General features: G+C 44.9%; 20 protein-coding genes. 18 read left to right on the forward strand and 2 right to left on the reverse strand.

Features of this window, described 5'->3' with window-relative positions; translation table 11 throughout:
• Positions 1-11: 11 nt before the first annotated feature.
• Positions 12-1,160: a DNA polymerase III subunit gene (locus PO830_RS07680; RefSeq protein WP_272852964.1), complete on the reverse strand. Its 1,149-nt coding sequence runs from the start codon at positions 1,158-1,160 to the stop codon at positions 12-14.
• Between the two features lie 75 nt (positions 1,161-1,235).
• On the opposite strand from PO830_RS07680, the gene PO830_RS07685 reads away from it, so the two are divergent.
• The 3 genes from PO830_RS07685 to PO830_RS07695 all read left to right on the forward strand — a co-directional run bounded on the left by PO830_RS07685 (position 1,236) and on the right by PO830_RS07695 (position 5,060).
• Entirely contained in the window at positions 1,236-2,423 is a 1,188-nt protein-coding gene (locus PO830_RS07685; RefSeq protein ID WP_272852965.1) for a phosphoglycerate kinase, read from the forward strand.
• Between the two features lie 78 nt (positions 2,424-2,501).
• Positions 2,502-4,064, forward strand: a complete 1,563-nt coding sequence (locus PO830_RS07690; RefSeq protein ID WP_272852966.1) for a LysM peptidoglycan-binding domain-containing protein — start codon at positions 2,502-2,504, stop codon at positions 4,062-4,064.
• Positions 4,065-4,082: 18 nt separating this feature from the next.
• On the forward strand, positions 4,083-5,060 hold the full coding sequence (locus PO830_RS07695; RefSeq protein ID WP_272852967.1) for a DUF4837 family protein: 978 nt from the start codon (positions 4,083-4,085) through the stop codon (positions 5,058-5,060).
• A 52-nt stretch (positions 5,061-5,112) separates the two neighbouring features.
• Here PO830_RS07695 and tatA read toward each other — a convergent pair whose 3' ends face one another.
• Entirely contained in the window at positions 5,113-5,310 is a 198-nt protein-coding gene (tatA, locus tag PO830_RS07700; RefSeq protein ID WP_272852968.1) for a twin-arginine translocase TatA/TatE family subunit, read from the reverse strand.
• A gap of 120 nt (positions 5,311-5,430) precedes the next feature.
• Here tatA and PO830_RS07705 point away from each other — a divergent pair, with 120 nt between their 5' ends.
• The 15 genes from PO830_RS07705 to PO830_RS07775 are packed head-to-tail and all read left to right on the forward strand — an operon-like array spanning position 5,431 to position 21,583.
• Positions 5,431-6,297, forward strand: a complete 867-nt coding sequence (locus tag PO830_RS07705; protein WP_272852969.1) for a M23 family metallopeptidase — start codon at positions 5,431-5,433, stop codon at positions 6,295-6,297.
• A gap of 5 nt (positions 6,298-6,302) precedes the next feature.
• On the forward strand, positions 6,303-7,799 hold the full coding sequence (locus PO830_RS07710; RefSeq protein WP_272853256.1) for a GH3 auxin-responsive promoter family protein: 1,497 nt from the start codon (positions 6,303-6,305) through the stop codon (positions 7,797-7,799).
• 24 nt (positions 7,800-7,823) lie between these two features.
• Positions 7,824-9,506 carry a DUF6909 family protein gene (locus PO830_RS07715; RefSeq protein WP_272852970.1) on the forward strand — a complete coding sequence of 561 codons (1,683 nt, stop codon included), beginning with the start codon at positions 7,824-7,826 and terminating at the stop codon, positions 9,504-9,506.
• A gap of 2 nt (positions 9,507-9,508) precedes the next feature.
• A complete protein-coding gene (gene rfbB / locus PO830_RS07720) occupies positions 9,509-10,528 on the forward strand; it encodes a dTDP-glucose 4,6-dehydratase (RefSeq protein WP_272852971.1) in 1,020 nt (339 codons plus the stop codon).
• On the forward strand, positions 10,525-11,379 hold the full coding sequence (gene rfbA, locus PO830_RS07725; protein ID WP_272852972.1) for a glucose-1-phosphate thymidylyltransferase RfbA: 855 nt from the start codon (positions 10,525-10,527) through the stop codon (positions 11,377-11,379). Before rfbB ends, rfbA begins: the two co-directional genes overlap by 4 nt.
• A 1-nt stretch (position 11,380) precedes the next feature.
• Positions 11,381-11,929: a dTDP-4-dehydrorhamnose 3,5-epimerase gene (gene rfbC, locus PO830_RS07730; RefSeq protein ID WP_272852973.1), complete on the forward strand. Its 549-nt coding sequence runs from the start codon at positions 11,381-11,383 to the stop codon at positions 11,927-11,929.
• Positions 11,926-12,783, forward strand: coding sequence for a dTDP-4-dehydrorhamnose reductase (gene rfbD / locus PO830_RS07735; protein ID WP_272852974.1), 858 nt, complete (start codon positions 11,926-11,928; stop codon positions 12,781-12,783). The genes rfbC and rfbD overlap by 4 nt, the downstream gene beginning before the upstream one ends.
• A gap of 10 nt (positions 12,784-12,793) precedes the next feature.
• Positions 12,794-13,795, forward strand: a complete 1,002-nt coding sequence (locus PO830_RS07740) for a hypothetical protein (protein ID WP_272852975.1) — start codon at positions 12,794-12,796, stop codon at positions 13,793-13,795.
• Between the two features lie 21 nt (positions 13,796-13,816).
• A complete protein-coding gene (gmd, locus tag PO830_RS07745; RefSeq protein WP_272852976.1) occupies positions 13,817-14,935 on the forward strand; it encodes a GDP-mannose 4,6-dehydratase in 1,119 nt (372 codons plus the stop codon).
• Positions 14,936-14,940: 5 nt separating this feature from the next.
• On the forward strand, positions 14,941-15,996 hold the full coding sequence (locus PO830_RS07750) for a GDP-L-fucose synthase family protein (RefSeq protein WP_272852977.1): 1,056 nt from the start codon (positions 14,941-14,943) through the stop codon (positions 15,994-15,996).
• Positions 15,993-16,613: a class I SAM-dependent methyltransferase gene (locus PO830_RS07755; RefSeq protein WP_272852978.1), complete on the forward strand. Its 621-nt coding sequence runs from the start codon at positions 15,993-15,995 to the stop codon at positions 16,611-16,613. Before PO830_RS07750 ends, PO830_RS07755 begins: the two co-directional genes overlap by 4 nt.
• Positions 16,614-16,617: 4 nt before the next feature.
• Positions 16,618-17,868 carry an oligosaccharide flippase family protein gene (locus PO830_RS07760; protein WP_272852979.1) on the forward strand — a complete coding sequence of 417 codons (1,251 nt, stop codon included), beginning with the start codon at positions 16,618-16,620 and terminating at the stop codon, positions 17,866-17,868.
• Positions 17,865-18,950: a glycosyltransferase family 4 protein gene (locus PO830_RS07765; protein WP_272852980.1), complete on the forward strand. Its 1,086-nt coding sequence runs from the start codon at positions 17,865-17,867 to the stop codon at positions 18,948-18,950. The genes PO830_RS07760 and PO830_RS07765 overlap by 4 nt, the downstream gene beginning before the upstream one ends.
• Positions 18,940-20,370, forward strand: a complete 1,431-nt coding sequence (wzy, locus tag PO830_RS07770) for an O-antigen polysaccharide polymerase Wzy (protein WP_272852981.1) — start codon at positions 18,940-18,942, stop codon at positions 20,368-20,370. The genes PO830_RS07765 and wzy overlap by 11 nt, the downstream gene beginning before the upstream one ends.
• On the forward strand, positions 20,351-21,583 hold the full coding sequence (locus PO830_RS07775) for an O-antigen ligase family protein (RefSeq protein WP_272852982.1): 1,233 nt from the start codon (positions 20,351-20,353) through the stop codon (positions 21,581-21,583). Before wzy ends, PO830_RS07775 begins: the two co-directional genes overlap by 20 nt.
• Positions 21,584-21,586: the final 3 nt, after the last annotated feature.

A 21,586-nucleotide genomic window follows, 5' to 3' on the forward strand; every position in this document is an offset into this window, starting at 1 on the left:
CTATACAAATACTAGGGTTTGCGGTGAATAAATCGAGTAAGTTGTATCGATAAATCGCTGAAAATAATTTTTCCGTTTCCATTTCGGCTCACATGGTAAATGGCGTGATTAAGCGCTTCTGAAATGTCGAAAATATTGTTTTGATGTACAAATGGGGCGAATTTCGCGAGTGAAAATGGTTCAGAGATGGGTTCAAAATACACGAGCTCATTAACTGAATAATTTTCCAACAGGGCTTGACGGAATAACTCAAGGCAATAAGATAAAAATTTTTTTTGCGTTTCCCTTCCTAAGCCAGCCATTTGATCGCTCCAGTGCAATAGTTCATTGATGGCCTTTTTGTTGCCCTTGGCTTTAAAGGCGGTACGTACCCAAGCCACAAACCACTGTTCAAAATGTGCGTCTTCTCCAGCTTCGTCCAAAAGACGGAGGGCATTGTGATAATTCCCTTGCGCACGATGGGCAATTTTTTGAGCCAGGGCCGCCTCGAGTCGTACCTTCTCCTGCAAAGCAAGTTGCAAGTCGGCTTCGGCTAAGAGAGGAAACGTTATTTTCTGACACCGCGAATAGATCGTCGGTAAAATGTCTTCTTCGTTTTCAGTAATTAGAATTAAAACAGTTTTATCAGGTGGCTCCTCAATCAATTTGAGCGTTTTGTTGGCACTTTCGAGATTCATCTTATCCGCCATCCAGATAATCATTACCTTGACACCGCCTTCATACGACTTGAGCGACAGTTTCTTCATCATTTCAGCCGCTTCATCAACATTGATAATACCTTGTTTATTCTCGATCCCCAACATTTGAAGCCATTCAAAAAGCGACCCATAGGGATGTTGCATAACAAAATCACGCCATTCCTCTAAAAAATGACTGGACAGCCAATGCTTTTTGACCTTTTCGTTCTTATTGATAGGATACACAAAGTGTAGGTCGGGATGGCTTAATTTTTCTACCTTCTCGGCGCATTTTTGATGTGCTACACTGCCTTGTGAATGATGGGCACAGAGCAATTCTTTGGCGTAGGCCATCGCCATGGGCAAAACACCCACCCCCGATGCGCCTACGAACAACTGAGCATGAGGAATACGGCCATGGGCAATGCTCGTTTGAAGATGACTTTTAATGTGATGTTGCCCTATGACAGCCGAATAATCCATACGCAAAACTACACTTTTTTTACCCTATTAAAGTAACCGTAGAATACTATATATTTGTGATTATAACTAGAGCCCATGAAAACTGTAGAAGATTTTAATTTCAAAGGAAAAAAAGCCCTCATTCGAGTCGATTTCAATGTTCCGTTAAACGATCAATTAGAGGTCACTGATACCACGCGAATAGAGGCGGCAAAACCTACGATCATTAAAGTCTTAGAAGACGGCGGCAGCTGTATCCTAATGTCTCATTTAGGGCGGCCGAAGGCGAAGGAAAATGAGTTTTCCCTACGCCATATCCTATCAAAAACAGCTGAAATACTGGGAGTTACCGTAAAATTTGCGGAAGATTGTATTGGTTCGGCAGCCGAAGAAGCGGCCCAGGCCTTACAGCCAGGAGAGATCCTACTCCTAGAGAATCTTCGATACCACGATCAAGAGCAACAGGGCGACTCGAACTTTGCGGAACAGCTTGCCACATTGGGCGATGTCTATGTAAATGATGCGTTTGGAACCGCCCATCGTGCCCATGCTTCGACGGCCATTATTGCTAAATTCTTTCCCGAAAACAAGTGTTTTGGCTTATTATTAGCTTCTGAAATTAAAAATGTTCGAAAGGTGCTGGAAGAAGGAAAATCTCCGGTGACCGCGATTATTGGAGGCGCCAAGGTGTCTTCCAAGATCACAGTCATTGAAAATATTCTTGCAAAAATAGATCACCTCATTGTGGGTGGAGGCATGGCGTTTACATTTATTAAAGCACAAGGCGGAAACATTGGAAGCTCCCTCGTAGAAGAAGACAAACAAGAGCTGGCGTTAGAAATACTGGAAAAGGCAAAAGCAAAGAACGTACGCGTTCATTTACCGATAGATGTAATAACAGCTGATAGCTTTTCAGAATTCGCCACAACCGACAGTGAGCCGGCAGACGCCATTCCTGCGGGCTGGATGGGCCTTGACGCGGGGGAGAAAACCCGTCAACAATTTGCGGATATCATTGCAGAGTCCAAAACGATTCTGTGGAATGGTCCCGTAGGTGTGTTTGAGATGGAACCGTTCGCACAAGGTACCATTGCCATTGGGAATGCTATTGCTAAAGCTACTGAAAACGGCGCCTTTTCGCTCGTCGGGGGCGGAGATTCGGTCGCGGCGGTCAAGCAGTTCGGGTTTGAGAATAACGTAAGTTATGTTTCCACCGGAGGTGGCGCCATGTTGGAAATGCTAGAGGGAAAAACCTTACCAGGCATTCAGGCCATTCTGGAATAGTTTGGCATTGCCTTTGTTAAATAGGAATCGATACATAAAACAATAAAATAAAAGTTGCTAAGTTAGATGAAGAGCGGTATGAAAACGAAGACATTTATTGTGATAGGGTTACTATGTAGCTGTATGGCAATGGTAGCACAAGAAAAAAAAGCCAAAGATTCGCTTCAGAAGAAGAAAATTCAGGTGGTTGACTCCATTGTGGGCACCCAGATTTCTGGCGACTTTCCTAAAGTTGTGGTAGCGACCAATGTGAAGGATACGGTGGTGTATTCACTAGATGACATCATAGAAGCGCGCACCATTGATAGTTTGTGGTTGAACGAACTAAAGCGTACCGGTCGATTTGAAGAAATGTATGGGGCCATGCTTGCTGAAACCTATGAGCCAGTACCCTATGAAGAGCTTTCCACCGAAGTTTTAAAAGAACGACTGGCAGCACTCAATGCCAAAACCCCTTTTAACGTAGAATACAACCCGGCCCTGGAAAGCGTCATCAAAGGGTATTTGAAAAATCGACGCCGTACAATGGCACGGCTTATGGCCTTAAGCGACTATTACTTTCCCTTGTTTGAGGAAACCTTAGACAAACACAATCTTCCATTAGAATTAAAATATTTGGCCATTGTAGAATCGGCCTTAGACCCACGCGCCCAATCTCCGGTGGGTGCCAAAGGTCTTTGGCAATTTATGTTTGCCACCGGAAAGATTTTTGGGCTTGATGTGAATTCGTATGTGGACGAAAGAAACGATCCCATTATGGCAACGGAAGCCGCAAGTGCCTATTTGAAAAGTCTGTATACCAGTTTACAGGACTGGGATTTGGCCTTAGCTGCGTACAACTCCGGTCCGGGTAATGTAGCGAAAGCTCTGCGTAGGGCAGGAGGATACACCAATTACTGGAATATCAGACATCACTTGCCGCGCGAGACCGCGGGATATCTCCCGGCCTTTTTAGCCACCATGTATATCTTTGAATATGCCGAAGAGCACGGTTTTAAGAGTGAAGGCCCTATGTACCCTTACATCGCCACCGACACGGTGCATGTAAAAAAAATGATCACGCTAGAACAGGTTTCCAAAGTAACCCAAGTAGATTTGGGAGAACTCGAATTTCTCAATCCTTCTTACAAATTGGGGATCATTCCTGTGATTAAAGACGAAACATATGTGCTGCGATTGCCGGTGGAAGCCCTGGGTAAATTTGTGGCCAATGAAGACGCCATATATTCCTTCGCAGAAGAGGAGTTTAATGAGCGTGAAAAGCCATTGCCAAAATTCTTCGAAAGCTCAGACCGTATCCGATATCGCGTGCGGAGTGGAGATTTCCTCGGAAAAATAGCCAATAAATATGGGGTTTCAGTAAGTAAGATCAAACGATGGAACAACTTGCGAAGCGACCGATTGCGGGTCGGGCAGCGCCTCACCATTTACCCCAGAAAGCCTGCGGCCTCAACGACAACCCAAACTAATTCGGTGGCAGATTCGAATGCGAAAAAGACGTATACGGTCAAAAGCGGGGACTCTTTGTGGAGTATCGCCCAGAAATTTCCCGGGGTGAGTGTCGATAAAATTAAAAAATGGAACGATATTAGTGGGAACAATCTCAAACCGGGGATGAAGCTAAAGATTCACAAAGGCTAGCCCCAAAAACTACAGTACATGCGATTTATAGTTACGCTTTTGATAGGTCTCTTTCTGATATCATGCAATGATTCTGACGGAAAAAGAGAGACCAGATATTTACCGAAGTCGGTTGGAAACATCAATTCCATTCAAATCATCATGGAAAATGACCTTTGGAACGGTAGTGTGGGTGAAACACTTCGGAAACACTTTGCCGCTCCTACCGACGGACTCCCACAGCAGGAGCCTCTGTTTTCAATGAACCAAATGGCACCGGCCAATTTTTCAGATTTTACCCGGTCCTATCGCGGCTTTGTGTATGTAAAGCTTGGGGATAAGGACTCAGTGAGTCTAAAGGAAAACTCCTATGCGCGTCCGCAAACGGGAGCCTTTATTACCGGAACCTCCCGCGAAAGCTTGGTGCAGTTGATCGAATCGAATCACGAGCGTATTATTGCCGCTCTCAAGCAAGCAGAATTAAAAGAAAAACAACGCCGCATTAAGGTCTCGACGCTAAAAATTGATTCGCTACAAGAGCGTTTGGGCGTTTCTCTGACCATTTCGTCGGCGTACCGGGTTGCACTAGCTAAAGACGATTTTTATTGGCTCAGAAAGGATTTAAAGTCAGGAAGCACCAATGTTATTATTTACGAGGTGCCGCTTAGTACTATTGGACAAGACAGTACGGTAATTGGAGATATCATTGCCATGCGCGATAGCATTTCCGGAGACAAGATGCCCGTGGAAGAAGGAGGGCGATTTATTACGGAAGAAGCCTTCGCTCCGTTGTTATTTACCACCGAAATCGACGGCAAATTTGCGTATGAAACCAAAGGTACTTGGGAAGTAAAAGACCAATGGATGGCAGGACCTTTCATAAACTACGCCATTCGCGATGAGGCCAACAATCGCTATTTGATCTTAGAAGGGTTTACTTATGCACCCTCAGTAGAAAAACGGAATCATCAATTTGAGCTGGAAGCCATTTTAAAATCGGCAAAGCTTAGTAAGTAACATAAAAAAAGCGCTGTGAAAACAGCGCTTTTTTTAGAGCATTCGGCTCCATTTACTTTTTATCTTCAATTTTACCGCCGTCGGTAGCAGGTTCGTCTTCTTTAGAGGCATCCTTAAACTCCTTGATACCACTTCCTAATCCGCGCATTAGTTCCGGAATTTTTCGCCCGCCAAATAGCAACAAGACGATGAGTACGATTAATACAATTTGCCAAGGGCCAATGGCTAAGGGGATCATTACTGCTTCCATAATTCACAATTTTTAAGAATAACAAATGTAATAAGAAATCTTCAGAAATTACGTTTGTTAGCTAGATAATAAAAGAAGCCCGTGGGTTTGTTTTATATTTGTACAGCAAGAGCGAAGGCTATGGCGAAACCCGAAAAGAGAACGAAAAAAATCAAAAAAAAGCTGCTACACAAGTATCGCTTGGTGGTGCTGAATGAAGATACTTTTGAAGAGCGTTTTTCCTTTAAGTTGAATCGCCTGAACGTCTTTGTCTTTAGCACGATCTTCGCCGTTATTTTAATCGCGGGAACGACGCTATTAATTGCCTTTACACCGCTTCGGGAGTATATACCAGGCTATTCTTCCACCCGCTTGAAGAAGCGTGCAACCGACTTGACGTACAGAACCGATTCGTTAGAACAAGAACTCGCCGTGATCGAAAAGTATATCGCCTCTATCCGAAAGGTGCTCACAGGAGATGTTTCGACCGTCGACTTCAATAAAGATTCGATTATCGAAGCGGCTCAGGTGGATGCTTCCGCCGTAGACTTAAGCATTTCTGAGGAAGATTCACTGCTACGGGAGAAAGTGGCTCAGGAAGACAAATACAACCCTCTTACCACTCCTTCCGAAGTACGCCTTACCTTATTCCCTCCGGTAAAAGGAACGATCTCTTCCGAATATGACCTGAAAAGCAAGCACTACGCGGTCGACATTGTGACCGTTAAAGACGCACCCGTAAAAGCGGTAGCAGACGGTACAGTGATCTTTGCGGAATGGACGGCAGAAACTGGCTATGTGATGATCTTGGAGCACCCTAACAACCTGCTTTCCGTATATAAACATAACGCTTCCCTCAACAAAGAGCAGGGAGAGCGGGTAAAAGCCGGAGAGGTAATAAGTACCGCGGGAAATACGGGAGCATTGTCTACAGGACCGCATCTGCACTTTGAATTATGGAGTGATGGATACCCTATAAACCCAACAAATTTCATCGATTTTGAATAGGTATGATTTCTGTTAAATCGATTGTCGCAAAAATCTACGCCAAATTGGTCGTCAACCGTATTCGACGGTGGTCTTCTAGGCCCGAAGAAACCCAACGGAAGGTGTTCAATACGTTGATTGCTACTGCTGCAGATACAGCCTTCGGAAGGGATCATGGATTCCAACACATCAAAGAATACTCAGATTTTACTGAACGCGTACCAATTCGGGACTATGAAGAAAGCAAATCGTATATAGATAGAGTGGTGGCAGGGGAATCAAACATATTGTGGCCGGGTAAGCCGCTTTATTTTGCAAAAACATCAGGAACCACCTCGGGCGCCAAATATATCCCGCTTACCAAGGCTTCAATGCCAGCGCATATTAACGCTGCACGAAATGCAATTCTTTGTTATATCGCTGAAACAGGGAAAGCGTCTTTTGTGAATGGGAAGATGATCTTCTTACAGGGAAGTCCCGAAATGACCGAAAAAAACGGTGTAAAACTCGGACGGCTTTCAGGGATTGTAGCGCATTATGTTCCCAAATACCTGCAAAAAAATCGGCTACCTAGCTGGGAGACGAATTGTATCTCCGATTGGGAAAACAAAGTCGACGCCATCGTAGCGGAAACCGAAACGAAAAACATGACGCTTATCAGCGGCATTCCTTCCTGGGTTCAAATGTATTTTGAACGGCTCAAGGTCAAGACAGGAAAACCCATTGGGGAACTATTTCCCAACTTCGAACTATTTATTTACGGAGGGGTGAATTATGAACCCTATCGCGCTAAGTTTGAACAGCTTATTGGCAGAAAAATTCCTAGCATTGAATTGTATCCGGCTTCGGAAGGGTTTTTTGCCTTTCAGGATCGGCAAGATGAAGAGGGGATGCTGTTGCAGTTAAACTCAGGTATTTTCTATGAATTTGTAGAAGCCTCCGGTTTTTTCGACGAGAACCCTAAACGGCTCACCATTGGTTCGGTGAAGACGGGAGTCAACTATGTGATGATTGTTTCTAGCAATGCCGGTCTCTGGGCGTACAACGTTGGAGATACCGTACAGTTTACCTCATTACACCCACCGCGGGTGATGGTTTCCGGCCGTATTAAACACTTTATTTCAGCCTTTGGAGAACATGTCATCGGGAAAGAAGTAGAAGAAGCCATGAAACAGGCGGTGGCGGCACATGGGTTTTCTATTTCAGAATTTACCGTGGCCCCACAAACCGAACCTGAAGAAGGCGCCCTTCCGTATCATGAATGGCTCATTGAATTCGACACCCCTCCAATATCGCTATTGGAAGTTGCCAGGACGCTAGACCAAGCGATGCAACAGCAAAACTCATACTATTTTGACCTCATTGAAGGCGCCATTTTGCAGCCCTTACGAATAACCTCCTTACCGCAGCACAGTTTTTCTAGGTACATGAAATCTCAAGGGAAATTGGGCGGCCAAAACAAGGTTCCAAGACTTTCCAACGACCGCAAGATCGCAAACGAACTACACACTTTTAAAGCGTAAATTAAATACTATCTTTGCGCCTAGATGCAACCATTGAAATCCCATAAAAGAACAAGAGCGCAAGAGAGTTCAGGAGCGATCGAACGCCTGTACATTACCATGCGCCATCTGTTTAATCGCGGCTTCTACAAACCGATGGGTATTTCAGGGGAAACCCTGCGCGAATCCCTACTAATTCTGCGGCCTGAGATATATGGTAGCATTGCAGAAGAGAAGATAGAGCTGCAAGGATTATTGTATGTTATCGATCGATTACCCACCGGAATAGAAGCGTGTAGATACGTTAACCTTACCAGCGACGAAGGCTACAAAAACTCACATTTTGTCCCTATTATTCCGAAGAAAAGACGCCGAAACTGCTATCGTATTGATAGCGAACAAATGAATATCGAAATTACACGAGGGCGTAGCGAAATTTATGATATTCTTACTCACCTGACCTTTCTGTATATCGAATCTCATAAAATCATGAAGCAGGTGATGATTAACGAAGAAGGCTCGTTAATCCGCGATTGGAGAAAGCTGGAAGAAATGGTCTTGAAAAATGGAACATTGAGTCAGCAAGACAAAGAGATCGCCCTTACTCATACGGCTAGCTTCTTGGGGCGTACCTTCGAGGAGGTCTCTGCCATCTATCCTTCCTTTGCAGGTCCCGATAATGAGCACCGCTTTCTTCATATTATCTATTTCCTCGGAAAACTGGCGATTGATGAGGTTGTGAATGACAACAAGCGACTCATCACCTTTAGTCCCGTGCTTCGGGAACGCTTAGGGCATCACATTCACGGAGAGCGCTGGGCTCTTCATATTAAAAAAACACTGAGCGACCACAACTTGCTAGGGCGACCCTTGCACGTCATTAGTTCAAACATGCACAGTGTTATGAATACCTTGTACGCTCCGACGGCTCTGGCAAGCGAATTCAAAAAGAAAACACCCTTGCAGGTGTATGAGATGTTAAGCGACTCGGCCAATGAGAAACTGCGTCAAAAAGTAAAGAAAACGGCCCTAGACAATGGAATGCTCTCGCTTCCTGATACCAGCGGAACAAATATTGACGTTCAGATTATTGACACCGCGCAACTGCCCGGCTACGAGCCCGTTTCGGAAGTAGGTGAAGCACCCGTGATTATTGTTATGGATTACGCATTTGGTGAGCAGGCCTATGAAACGATGGACGAATTGCTAAAACCCTATAAGACCCCTGAGAAACGTCACTTTCTCAACGTAGCTTCTATTTCGGTGATGGGCAAGGCAGGTATTCTTTCCGGAGGAAAAGGCGACATCATGATTCCATCAGCCCATGTTTTTGAAGGTACGGCAGACAATTATCCGTTTAAAAACCGTTTAAAGAAAGCGCTCTTTGCGGAAAGTGGTATAAAGGTCTGTAGTGGAACCATGATCACCGTCTTGGGAACATCCCTTCAGAATCGCGACATACTGAAATTTTTTCATGAATCCACCTGGAATGTGATCGGATTGGAGATGGAGGGCGCACATTATCAAAAGGCCATACAAGCGGCGAGCAAAATAAGAGGAAGTATTAGCACAAAGGTGAAGGTGCAGTATGCGTATTACGCTTCAGATAATCCGTTGGAAACAGGGAGTACCCTAGCCAGTGGCGGATTGGGTACAACAGGTGTGAAACCTACCTATTTGATCACCGAGAACATGTTAAAATTGATTTTAGAACCCCCTAAAAAATAGTTTTGAATACCAACAACGTCTTAGTTACCGGGGGAGCCGGCTTTATCGGCTCCAATTATGTTTCATTTTTGATGCAAACAACAGATGCAAAGATTTTTGTTCTGGATAGCCTTACCTATGCCGGGGATGTAAAGAATTTAGAAGCCGTTTCAGACGAAAACCGGTTCACGTTCATCAAGGCGGATATTCGCGATGCCGACGTATTGAAAGAAGTTTTTGAGACGCATGAGATAGATACCGTGGTGCATTTTGCTGCCGAATCGCATGTAGACAACTCCATTTCGGGTCCGGCAGCCTTTATTGAAACGAATATCGTGGGAACGTTCCAGTTGTTGCAAGCCGCGTATCAGTATTGGATGGAAGGCCCCAATCAATTGCGTTCAGCGTTTGTAAATGCCCGATTTTTGCATGTTTCTACCGATGAGGTCTACGGAAGCTTGGGCGCTTCAGGTCTTTTTACGGAAGCAACTCCTTATGCGCCCAATAGTCCGTATAGCGCGAGCAAAGCGTCCTCCGATTTTCTTGTAAGAAGCTATTATCACACGTACGGACTTCCCGTGGTAACCACGAATTGTTCTAATAATTACGGTCCGCACCAGCATAAAGAAAAACTGATTCCTACGATCATTCGGAAAGGATTAAGCGGCGACGCCATTCCTATATACGGGGACGGAAAGAACGTGCGCGACTGGTTGTATGTGAAAGACCACTGCTCGGGCATTCAGTTGGCGCTGGAAAAAGGAAGCTTAGGCGAAACCTATAATATTGGTGGGCGCAACGAGCGTGAAAACTTGTATATTGCACACACCATCTGCGATTTACTCGATCGCATGAAGCCAAAAAAATCGGGCTCCTATCACGATCAGATTTCCTTTGTGACCGATCGTCCGGGACACGATTTCCGCTACGCCATTGATGCCTCTAAGATTGAGAATGAACTGGGATGGAAGGCTGAAGAAAATTTTGAATCCGGAATCGAAAAAACCGTGGCCTGGTATCTGGAAAATACGGACAGACTATGAAAGGTATTATCTTAGCAGGAGGCTCAGGAACCCGATTGCACCCACTTACTTTAGCGGTGAGCAAACAGCTCATGCCGGTGTACGATAAACCCATGATCTACTACCCGCTATCTACGCTTATGTATGCGGGAATTCAGGATATCTTGATCATTTCTACGCCACAAGACCTTCCCTTATTTGAAAAACTACTGGGTGACGGTTCGCAGTTAGGGTGTCGATTTGAATACGCCGTGCAGGAAACACCGAAGGGGTTGGCCGAGGCCTTTATCATCGGAAAGGATTTTATTGGTTCCGAAAAGGTAGCCCTGATCTTAGGAGACAATATTTTTTATGGTTCCGGACTGAAAGAACTACTGCAAGCCAATAATGACCCTGAAGGCGGTATTATTTACGCCTATCACGTCCACGACCCCGAACGTTACGGGGTGGTCGCGTTTGACGAGGAAGGGAAAGCCCTTTCCATCGAAGAGAAGCCTAAAAACCCGAAGTCTAATTACGCCGTTCCGGGAATTTATTTCTACGACAATCACGTGGTTGAGATCGCTCAGAACATACAGCCCAGCGCGCGCGGGGAGCTTGAAATTACCGACGTCAATAACGCCTACCTACAACAAGGCAACTTAAGCGTGAGTATTCTGGATAAAGGCACGGCCTGGCTAGACACCGGCACTTTTGCTTCGTTGATGCAAGCCTCCCAATTCGTGGAGGTGATCGAAGAGCGTCAGGGACTTAAAATAGGCGCTATTGAAGAGGCCGCCTATGAAATGAAGTATATAAACAAGGAGCAATTACACAATCTGGCTGAGCCCTTACTTAAGAGTGGCTACGGAAAACACCTGTTACAATTATAGTATGCTACACATCGAAAAGACTCCGCTCCTAGATTGCTTTGTTCTGATTCCGCCGGCGTTTCCGGATGCCCGGGGTCAATTTTCAGAAACCTACAACAAAAGAGCCTTTCAGGCAGCAACCGGCTTAGACATTAATTTTGTACAAGACAATCAGTCTATTTCAAAGAAAGGCGTGTTACGCGGACTCCATTTTCAGACGGGACCCTTGGCGCAAGCCAAATTAGTGCGTGTGATTGATGGAAGCGTTCTTGACATCGTAGTCGATCTTCGGAAAGAGTCGGCTAGCTTTGGGCAGCATTTTTCCGTGCTCCTTACTGGAGAAAACCGAAAACAGTTGTTCGTGCCAAAAGGATTTGCCCACGGATTTGTCACCCTTTCGGAACGGTCTATTTTCGCATACAAATGCGATCAATTCTACGATAAGGCTTCCGAAGGAGGAATTATCTATAACGACGCAACCCTTGCCTTAGATTGGCATCTTCCCAAGGAAGCATTAATCATTTCAGAAAAGGATCTCGCCCTTCCCAGTTTTCAGGAGGTAATTTCATGATACACATACTCGTTACAGGAGCAACCGGACAACTCGCAAGGTGTCTGGCCGATTACGCCCCTACTTTTGGCACCCTTCACTGTACATTCCAATCAAAACAGGAGTTGGACATTACAGACAAAAAAGCCTTGCAGCAGTATTTTGACAGGAATACAGTGGATTACTGTATCAATACCGCGGCGTATACGAAGGTAGACCAAGCCGAAAAGGAGCCGGAAAAAGCCAATGCCATCAATGCGGAGGGAGCACGGCTCCTGGCGGAGGTATGCCAAGAGCATCACGCATGTCTTCTACATGTTTCCACCGATTATGTGTTTAACGGGGAAAAGCGTAGTCCGTATGTTGAAGTAGACGCCACCCATCCTTTGGGAGTGTACGGTGCCACCAAACGCCTTGGAGAACAAAGGGTAGCCGAAACGCTTCCCGAGCATTTTATCGTTCGCACGTCGTGGTTGTATTCGCAATACGGGCCCAACTTTCTCACCGCGATGTTAAAATTTGCTTCCGAAGGAAAGGACCTTGCGATCACTACCGATCAGCTGGGAACCCCTACCAATGCTAATGATCTGGCGAAGGCGTTGTTGGAGATTGTAGCGAAGCAGTCTACGGCCTACGGCCTGTATCATTATTCAAACGGAGGCAGCGCTACCTGGTATGATTTTGCCAAAGCTATTTTTGAGGAATCCGGAAAAATTGAAACGGTAAACCTTGCCCAAACCGACCATTACCCTACCTTTGCCGAGCGACCGAAGTATAGTGTTTTGGACAACTCAAAGTTTTGTAACACTTTTGCAATGCAAACAGTGCCTTGGCGTTACAGTTTACAGCAACTATTATCTAATATGAATTACTAATTTCGAAACTATGAGTACGAAAGATACCCATGAGCGAGATATGGATCTAGCCGATCTGTTCGACCTAGTTGGTCAATGGTTTTACCGAGTCATGAAGCATGTCTTTAGAGCGATTGCATTTCTCTTCAAGTTCTGGTGGGTCATCGCACTGCTCATCATTGGCGGAGTGTTATTGGGAATTTTAGCGGGTGGTGCCGAAAATCACAAATCAGTACTTGTTGTAAAAACGAACTTTGAGAGTCAGCCGTACGTCTATAATGCCATCGAGCAATTTAATGCCAACCTGGAAGAAGATGACACTTTATTCTTACGATCGGTTGGGCTTCAACCCGAAGAACCGGCCATCCGCGCGGTAGAAATCTCTCCGGTGGTTGATGTTGTCAAGCTTCTTGAAAAGATTGAAAGCAGCGACCGCACCTTTGAAACAATTGTTTCTGAGCTAGAAGTGAAAGAAGACGATGGAGGGGTTTTTGCTTCGGAAAAATTCTATTCTAATTACGATTATCACAAATTGATCTTGAGTTTTCATTCCGAAGACGGTCTGAAAAAACTACCTTCCTTACTAAATTACGTAAACGAACAACCCTATATCAAAGAATTGGTACAGGAAGCCCGAAAGAACTATCAGGAGCGAATCGATCAGAATGAACGTTCGATAGCGCAGATGAATAAGGTGATTGATGTCTATACCGACGCCTCTGCTATGGTAAACCAGACCTCCAGCAGTTTGTCTTTTTACAACAATGCGTCTTCTATCAGTCTAAGAGAGATTTTCTTATACAAATCAGAATTGACGGAAGAGAACGAAATTCTTAAGAACAATATGGTAGGCCTTGAAGATGCCTTGGTGGTGGTAAGCAGCGCCCAAACGGCAAGAGATGTGGGAATTACCGATAAAAAACATATTGTATATCCGTTTATGCTTGTGTTTTTCTTCCTATTGTTCGCGTTTCTTCGATACACCTACCTTACTATTAAACGAAAACTAGAATCACGAGACACGCGCTCGTAACGGTTTCCATAACAACGATTCATGAAAAATAAAGTAGCACTTATTACCGGCGTGACAGGACAAGACGGAGCGTATTTGAGCGAGTTTCTGTTGAAGAAAGGCTATGTTGTCCACGGTATCAAACGTCGCTCGTCTCTGTTCAATACCGATAGAATCGACCACCTCTATCAGGATCCTCACGAGGAAAACGCGAAATTTTTTCTTCACTACGGAGATCTTACAGATAGCACCAATTTACTGCGAATCATTCAGGAAGTGCAACCCGATGAGATCTACAATCTGGGCGCTATGAGCCATGTTCAGGTGTCGTTTGAAATGCCCGAATACACCGCCAATACAGATGGTTTAGGGGCGTTACGCTTACTGGAAGCGATCCGCGCCTTGGGAATGGAAAAAAAGGTGCGCATCTATCAGGCGTCCACCTCAGAACTGTATGGAAAAGTACAAGAAGTACCGCAAACGGAAGAGACGCCGTTCTATCCTCGCAGTCCGTATGCCGTAGCTAAATTATACGCCTATTGGGCCACGGTAAATTATCGGGAAGCGTACAACATGTTTGCCTGCAATGGAATTCTGTTCAATCACGAATCTCCAATACGAGGTGAAACCTTTGTAACCAGAAAAATTACGAGGGCTGCCGCGCGAATTGCGCTCGGCTTGCAAGAAAAAATGTATTTGGGAAATCTTGACGCGAAGCGTGACTGGGGCCATGCCAAAGACTACGTAAAAATGATGTGGATGATCCTACAGGCCGAGGAAGCCGAAGATTGGGTGATCGCCACAGGAGAAACCACGCCCGTTCGTGATTTCGTAAAAATGGCCTTTGAACAGGTGGGCGTTACGCTGAAATTTGAAGGCACGGGCATCGAAGAAAAAGGAATAGTGGTTTCAGCAACCAATCCTGAATATCCGGTGAAAGAAGGCCAAGTTGTAATCGCAGTCGATGAGAAATATTTCCGCCCTACCGAAGTAGACTTGCTCATTGGCGATGCCTCCAAGGCACACCGAAAGCTCGGCTGGAAGCCCGAACACAGCCTTAGCGACCTGGTGTCTGATATGATGGAAAGTGATCTCAAACTGATGAAAAAAGACAGTTATTTGCAACAGGGTGGCTACAACACCCTTAATTACTACGAATAAACGGCATGAAGAAAGACGCAAAGATTTACATTGCGGGACATCGGGGACTGGTAGGAAGCGCGATTCAGAAAACGTTGGAAGCCCAGGGGTATTCTAAGCTCTTGACCCGTACTCATGCCGAACTTGATCTTACGGATAGCAGTGCGGTTGCCTCCTTTTTTGCTTCGGAAAAACCAGAATACGTGTTTTTAGCGGCTGCCAAAGTAGGCGGAATTGTTGCTAACAACACCTACCGGGCAGATTTCATTTATGAAAACCTGATGATTCAGAATAATGTGATTCATCAAAGCTATGTCCACGGGGTAACGAAGCTTTTGTTCTTGGGAAGCACGTGTATTTACCCGAAGGAAGCACCGCAACCCATGCCGGAAGATGCGCTGCTTACGGGCCCCTTGGAATATACTAACGAGCCTTATGCGATCGCTAAGATTGCCGGGATAAAGATGTGTGAGAGCTACAACCTTCAGTACGGGACTAATTTTCTTTCGGTCATGCCTACAAACCTTTACGGATATAATGATAATTTCGATCTGGAGAAATCGCATGTACTACCTGCGTTGATCCGTAAAATGCACCTTGCTAAACTCCTTTCAGAAGGTGACCATGAGGCGATTAAAGCCAATTTAGGGGTGGCTTCGGAAGCAGAAGTGAATACCGTGTTGGAACGTTTTGGTGTGAGCGACAGCTCCGTTGAAATTTGGGGAACAGGACGGCCGCGCCGTGAGTTTTTATGGAGTCAGGATATGGCCGATGCCTGCGTGTTCTTAATGCAGCATCGCGACTTTAGCGATGTAACGTCATCCGATTCCGAAGAAGTTCGGAATACCCACATCAATATTGGAACAGGCGTCGATATTTCCATTGAAGAACTCGCCCTTCAAATCAAAAAAACCGTTGGCTTTAAAGGCGACCTTGTTTTTAATGCCGAAAAGCCCGATGGCACCTTCAAAAAGCTTACAGACGTTAGCAAACTCAATGCGTTGGGTTGGAAACATACGGTTTCCCTGGATGAAGGAATAGAGAAACTATACCATTGGTATCTTCAAAATAACAGTTTATGATCAAAAAGCACTGGAGCCCAAAATACGTGTACAACCGACTTCAAAACTATCTTTTTGAAAAGAAGCATCCAGAGCTGCCTTGGGTAAACCCTACTGCGATCACCTTATTAGATAGTTTGTTAAGTCCAACCGATGTTGGCGTTGAAATGGGCTCAGGCCGTAGCACCGTTTGGTACGCCCAACGCTGTGCTCAATTAACCAGTATTGAAGATCATAAAGAATGGTTCGATCGTATCCAGGGGCAGCTAAAAGCCAAGAAATGTGAGAATGTTACCTATTTATTTAAAACAGCTGAAGGCCGTTCGCCTGAGGCTACGCCCTACGTCCAGTTTGTGAACGAATTACCTGACGCCTCTATCGACTTTATCATTGTTGACGGAAAACACCGGGACGCTATCGCGAATACGGCTATAGACAAGCTAAAAATGGGAGGGATACTCCTATTAGACGACTCCCACAGATATTTACCGTACAGCACTACCTCGCCCCACGCTCTGGGTCCGAACCCCGATAACATGGAGCCTTCTTGGTCACATTTCTATGAAACTGTAAAGAACTGGCGCTCCATATGGACCACCAATGGGGTGACCGACACGACTTTCTTTATCAAAAAGTAACGCCATGTTCAAAGCCGTATGGAAAAGTAAAAGCGGGCGCACCATCATAGAAAACTATACGGCCCTGCTCTTCATTCAGGGAGCCAATTTTTTATTGCCTTTAATCAGCTTGCCTTACTTAGTGAGAACACTAGGCCCCGAAAAATACGGATTGGTCATGATCGCTCAAGCGGTTGGGGTCTTTCTTACCGTGATCGTCGATTTTGGTTTCAATATTAGCGCTACCCGAGAGGTGTCGTTGTTACGAGAAGACAAGAAGAAACTTTCTCAGTTCTTTTGGAATGTGTTTTTGGTAAAAGGGGCGCTACTGGTAGTCGCCTTTGGGATCGTTGCTCTTTTGGTAAGTGCCGTTCCCAGATTTCAGGCAGATCCCTGGGTGTATCTATTAAGCTTTATCATGGTTATAGGTCATGCGATATTTCCTACCTGGTTCTTTCAGGGAATTGAGAAAATGCGGGTTATTACCATAATCAATGTGCTGGCAAAAGGTATTTTCACGGCCTCCATTTTTTTGGTGGTATTAAATCCTCAAGATTATCTTTGGGTACCTATTTGCTACGGCGGTGGTTTTGTGCTGGCCGGGGTCATCGGACTCCTCTATAGCTTGAAGTACATTCACTGGGTTCGCCCAAAAGTACGGGCCTCAAAGGCATTGGTGGTAGAATCGTCCAGCCTGTTCGTGTCTAATTTCTCCACGAGTTTGTACGCCTCAAGCAATACTTTTATTCTGGGTATGATTGGCGGAGAGGCCATTGCCGGAGTGTATGCGAGTATGGAAAAATTGATCTTGGCGATTAAAAATGTGTACGTTCCCTTGTATCAGGCGATTTTCCCATGGTTGGCGAAGAAAAAATTGGCTGAGGTTCGAGCGTTTGTACGAAAACTGAGAGTGCCTGTACTGTTGTCAAGTCTATTTCTCGCTGGACTCATCTACTGGTTGGCTTCCGATCTTCTCCATTTTGTATACGATGATACCTTCATTGAAAGTTATAGCGGCGTGCTACAATTACTAGGGCTTATTGCGGTTTTCTCCTCACTTAATATGTTGTTTTTAGGCCTGTACTTTCCGGCGATCAAGAACTATAAACAACGTATGTTTATCATGATGTTGGCCGGAGGAGTTAATCTTGTGTTGGCGATTATTGGCGGATTGTACTTCGGAATTTATGGAGTCGCCACCTCAGCCGTGGTGACTGAAGCGGTGATGCTTGTGGTGGCCTACCTGCGGTTCAGAAAAGACAAAAAAGCGGTATGAAAGAGCGATTAGTGATCATACAAACAACCACACCGCACTATCGAAGTGCCTTCTTCCAACAACTGCAAAAAGTACTGGGAGATCGCTTTACGCTCTATGCTGGGGACCGCTATTTTGAGTCGTCTATTACCTCCGATTTTGAGTCGATTAACGCAAAGCGCTTGAAGAACTATTTCCTTCTGAAGAAGAAACTGTTATTTCAAACAGGGCATTGGCATCTGCTATTTTCGAAGGCCGTACTCGTCTTAGAATTAAACCCCAGGATTGTTTCCAACTGGATGTTTGCGGTAATTCGTGCGGTATTCCGAAGAAAAACAGTCTTTTGGGGGCATGCCTGGCCAAGAGCCGGAAAAGAAGCCGGGACCGATACCCTGCGTCATGCTATGCGAAAAATGGCCTCTGCCATCATTGTATATACACACAAGCAACGCCAAGAGTTACAAGAAAAGATGCCTAACAAACAAGTTTTTGCGGCGCCTAACGCCTTGTATCGAAAAGATCAAATGGAAGCGCAAGCAACGAGTACACACCCACGACATCTAATCTATGTGGGCCGACTTACCTCAGAGAAAAAACCGTTTTTTATGGTGAAAGCCTTTGCCAAAGCGGCTGAGACGCTGCCGGATGATGTGCAGCTCTGGGTGGTGGGCGCCGGAGAGCAAAGCGAACAAATTGAAAACTGGTGTCATGCCCACCCCATGCGCGATCGTATTCGGTTGTTTGGAGAAATATCTAACTATGAAGAACTTAGAACGTTGTATACACAGTCACTTTTTAGTATTTCACCGGGCTATGTGGGTCTTTCGATTACACAGAGTTTAGGGTTTGGGGTGCCGATGCTGGTTTCAAGAGAGGAGAATCATTCTCCTGAAATAGAAGCGCTTCAGGAAGGCGAAAACGCGGTGTTTTTTGACACCGATAGTGAAATGGATTTTACAGAACAACTGCAACGTATTTATCGGCAGCAGGACGAATGGATCGCAAAGCGAAAGGAGATTTCAAAGCGGTGTGCCAACGCCTATTCTGTTGAAGAAATGGCTGCCCCGTTTATTTCATTAATTGAACCCGCCGATGAAAGCTAAAGCGTTATTTCTAGTGATATACCTCGGGATAAGCCTGATGCTCTTCTCGTTGTTTGATGCGAACATTGGGGTATGGTTCTCTTTTCTAGGCAGTCAGTTGCTACTCACCATTATTCTGTGCCTTCATTTATTTGTAGATAAAGAGTTCTCCCCCTTCTTGTCGGCCTACATCGTATTCTTCTTCCTCTTTTTTACGGTGGCGCCAATCGTACAGATCAATTCATTGGAACCCAACGCGAAATTCATGACGAATTTCCCCTACCGGCCCGACTTGGTGATCTACACCAACATTATGACCTGCTTGTTTCATACGGTATTCATCGTTAGCTATTTTTTCTTTAAAAAAGTTCCTTCGTTGCGAAAAATTCCGAAGATATCAGAGCGTCTTAAAGGCGTTCTTCCCGTGTGGATCTTGATATTGTTTGGGATCTCCTTGGGTGTTTTTGTCATTAGTATTGGCTTTGTATTGAATGAAATCAGCCGTCCCTCATGGATGGCCTCTCCGTATTCTACCGCGCTGCTGTTGATTTATAAAAAAGTATTATTTCTCTTACCCTTTGCCGGGGTGTTGCTGTGCGTTCAGTACCTGGTAAAAGACAAGAAAAAAGCCTTAAATTTTGTGGTGGCTATTGCCCTGATGCTAGGTTTTCTAGTGTTATTACTTTGGTTCAAAAACCCGTTGACCGAAAAGCGGAACGCGCTAGGCCCCATCTACATCTCTCTGATTTTTTTATTTCTTCCGAAACTATTGAATACCAATTTCAAGACCCTCTTCTTCCTGTTCTTTACCATGGTGATTCTGTTTCCCCTGTCGGCCATCTTTACGCATAGCGATGCCACCTTTGAGGAGATCTATAAAGATCCGATGATCTTTTTTGAACAAATGAAGGGAGGGGGCATTACCTCGGCGTTCAACACGCTTAATTACGATGCTTTTGCCAACTTTATGACGACCATCGACTATGTGCAACAAGAAGGACTTACCTGGGGGCACCAATTGCTGAGCGGTCTCTTTTTCTTTGTGCCCAGAGGTATTTGGGAGAGCAAGCCCGATACCACAGGAATTTTTATTGGAGACTATTTAATTTCAGATTATCGCTTCGGGTACAATAACCTCTCGAATCCTTTCCCCAGTGAAGGCTATATTAACTTTGGAATAGTGGGCGTCATCCTTATGGCGATCCTGTTGGCGTTGGTAATTGTGAAGTTACTGTCCTGGCTCAAGAGCACCGATTACATCAAAAAAATCATGGCATTCTATTTTGCCATTCACCTTATCTTTTTACTTCGAGGCGATTTTGCCAATGCGTACTCGTACTATATTGGTATCTTGGCAGGAGTTTGGGTACTTCCGAAATTGATCGGTAAAACCTTGGAGTGGTTTAGTAGTAAAAGCAGTCATGGAAAAAAACCTGAGTAATAATCCTATAAACACCCTGTTTATCATCGCGTTGGGCTTGCTCTTCGCGCTGCCGGTGTTTCCTTCGAACCTCAAAGCGTTAGTTATCCTATTCTTTGCCGTCGCGACAATCGTAGCCAGCGTGAAACAGGGATGGACGTTTCATAAAAGCTTTTTTTTAACCAACAGCCTGCCGTATTTAGTAATGATCCCTACCCTTTTGTATGTGGAAAATATGGAGTACGGCTTTGCCAAGCTGCAAACCATGGCCTCCTTAGTAGTGTTCCCCCTGCTGTTTGCCATGTTTAAGCCAACCACCTTCGCTTTTGTAAAGCCGCATCTAAAAAAGTTGTTGTTGGTCTATATCCTGGCGGTGTTCCTACTTAATGTGGTACCATTCTTCTATTTTTACTTATCGAACCCTAATTACGATCTTCAAGGTATTCTAAAACATTTTCCAACGGCGATGGTAGTCGATACGGGCAAATATGAGATCCATCCTATTTATCTCTCCATGCATTGCAGTATTGCCAGCATGTTTATTCTGTATGTGTTCTCAAAATTTCAGCAGAAAGGAATAAAAATCCTTTTAGGTCTCATCGCGGTGGTATTAGTACTTTTCTTGATCCTCTACGCTAAAAAAGGACCGCTACTGGCGCTGATGGCCGTGTCTTTTCTGTATATCGTATTTCAGCGGAAGCACAAATTATTTCGGCCCTATGTAATCGGACTCATCTTGTTGATCGGACTCTTAGCCGTTATTCCGAAGACCCGCAATAATTTTATTGAGCTGCTCACCATCGAAACTATTGAAGAAGGTGCGGTAACTTCTACTAATGTACGTTATACCATTTATGAGACTGCTGCTGAAAAGATCAAAGCAGCCTTCTTTACCGGCTACGGAATAGGTGATCACAACGATGCCTTGTATGAAGGCTATAAAGACCGCGGCAACGACTATCTCTACAACAAAGAACTCAATGCCCATAATCAGTATTTTAGTCTGTTGTTGATTGGCGGAATTGTTCTGTTGTTGGCCTTCCTGTATTTCTTAGGGATCAATATGGTGTACGCGATACGCTTCAACAATCAATTGCTCATCTTGGTGCTGATCTTCTACGGAATTGTGATGTTCACGGAAAACATCCTTGAGCGCGAAGACGGGGTTATTTACTTTGCCTTGTTTCTGAACTTTTTTAGCTGGTTCAGCAGAGAAAACGAAAGCGCTCAATAAGTC

It is taken from the genome of Altibacter sp. HG106, assembly GCF_028561755.1.
GTDB lineage: Bacteria > Bacteroidota > Bacteroidia > Flavobacteriales > Flavobacteriaceae > DFVG01.

Excerpts from the sequence above, each read along its gene's own strand:
- PO830_RS07680 (WP_272852964.1), bottom strand. The coding sequence starts at position 1,160 with ATGGATTATTCGGCTGTCATAGGGCAACATCACATTAAAAGTCATCTT.
- PO830_RS07685 (WP_272852965.1), top strand. The coding sequence starts at position 1,236 with ATGAAAACTGTAGAAGATTTTAATTTCAAAGGAAAAAAAGCCCTCATT.
- PO830_RS07690 (WP_272852966.1), top strand. The coding sequence starts at position 2,502 with ATGAAAACGAAGACATTTATTGTGATAGGGTTACTATGTAGCTGTATG.
- PO830_RS07695 (WP_272852967.1), top strand. The coding sequence starts at position 4,083 with ATGCGATTTATAGTTACGCTTTTGATAGGTCTCTTTCTGATATCATGC.
- tatA (WP_272852968.1), bottom strand. The coding sequence starts at position 5,310 with ATGGAAGCAGTAATGATCCCCTTAGCCATTGGCCCTTGGCAAATTGTA.
- PO830_RS07705 (WP_272852969.1), top strand. The coding sequence starts at position 5,431 with ATGGCGAAACCCGAAAAGAGAACGAAAAAAATCAAAAAAAAGCTGCTA.
- PO830_RS07715 (WP_272852970.1), top strand. The coding sequence starts at position 7,824 with ATGCAACCATTGAAATCCCATAAAAGAACAAGAGCGCAAGAGAGTTCA.
- rfbA (WP_272852972.1), top strand. The coding sequence starts at position 10,525 with ATGAAAGGTATTATCTTAGCAGGAGGCTCAGGAACCCGATTGCACCCA.
- rfbC (WP_272852973.1), top strand. The coding sequence starts at position 11,381 with ATGCTACACATCGAAAAGACTCCGCTCCTAGATTGCTTTGTTCTGATT.
- rfbD (WP_272852974.1), top strand. The coding sequence starts at position 11,926 with ATGATACACATACTCGTTACAGGAGCAACCGGACAACTCGCAAGGTGT.
- PO830_RS07740 (WP_272852975.1), top strand. The coding sequence starts at position 12,794 with ATGAGTACGAAAGATACCCATGAGCGAGATATGGATCTAGCCGATCTG.
- gmd (WP_272852976.1), top strand. The coding sequence starts at position 13,817 with ATGAAAAATAAAGTAGCACTTATTACCGGCGTGACAGGACAAGACGGA.
- PO830_RS07750 (WP_272852977.1), top strand. The coding sequence starts at position 14,941 with ATGAAGAAAGACGCAAAGATTTACATTGCGGGACATCGGGGACTGGTA.
- PO830_RS07755 (WP_272852978.1), top strand. The coding sequence starts at position 15,993 with ATGATCAAAAAGCACTGGAGCCCAAAATACGTGTACAACCGACTTCAA.
- PO830_RS07760 (WP_272852979.1), top strand. The coding sequence starts at position 16,618 with ATGTTCAAAGCCGTATGGAAAAGTAAAAGCGGGCGCACCATCATAGAA.
- PO830_RS07765 (WP_272852980.1), top strand. The coding sequence starts at position 17,865 with ATGAAAGAGCGATTAGTGATCATACAAACAACCACACCGCACTATCGA.
- wzy (WP_272852981.1), top strand. The coding sequence starts at position 18,940 with ATGAAAGCTAAAGCGTTATTTCTAGTGATATACCTCGGGATAAGCCTG.
- PO830_RS07775 (WP_272852982.1), top strand. The coding sequence starts at position 20,351 with ATGGAAAAAAACCTGAGTAATAATCCTATAAACACCCTGTTTATCATC.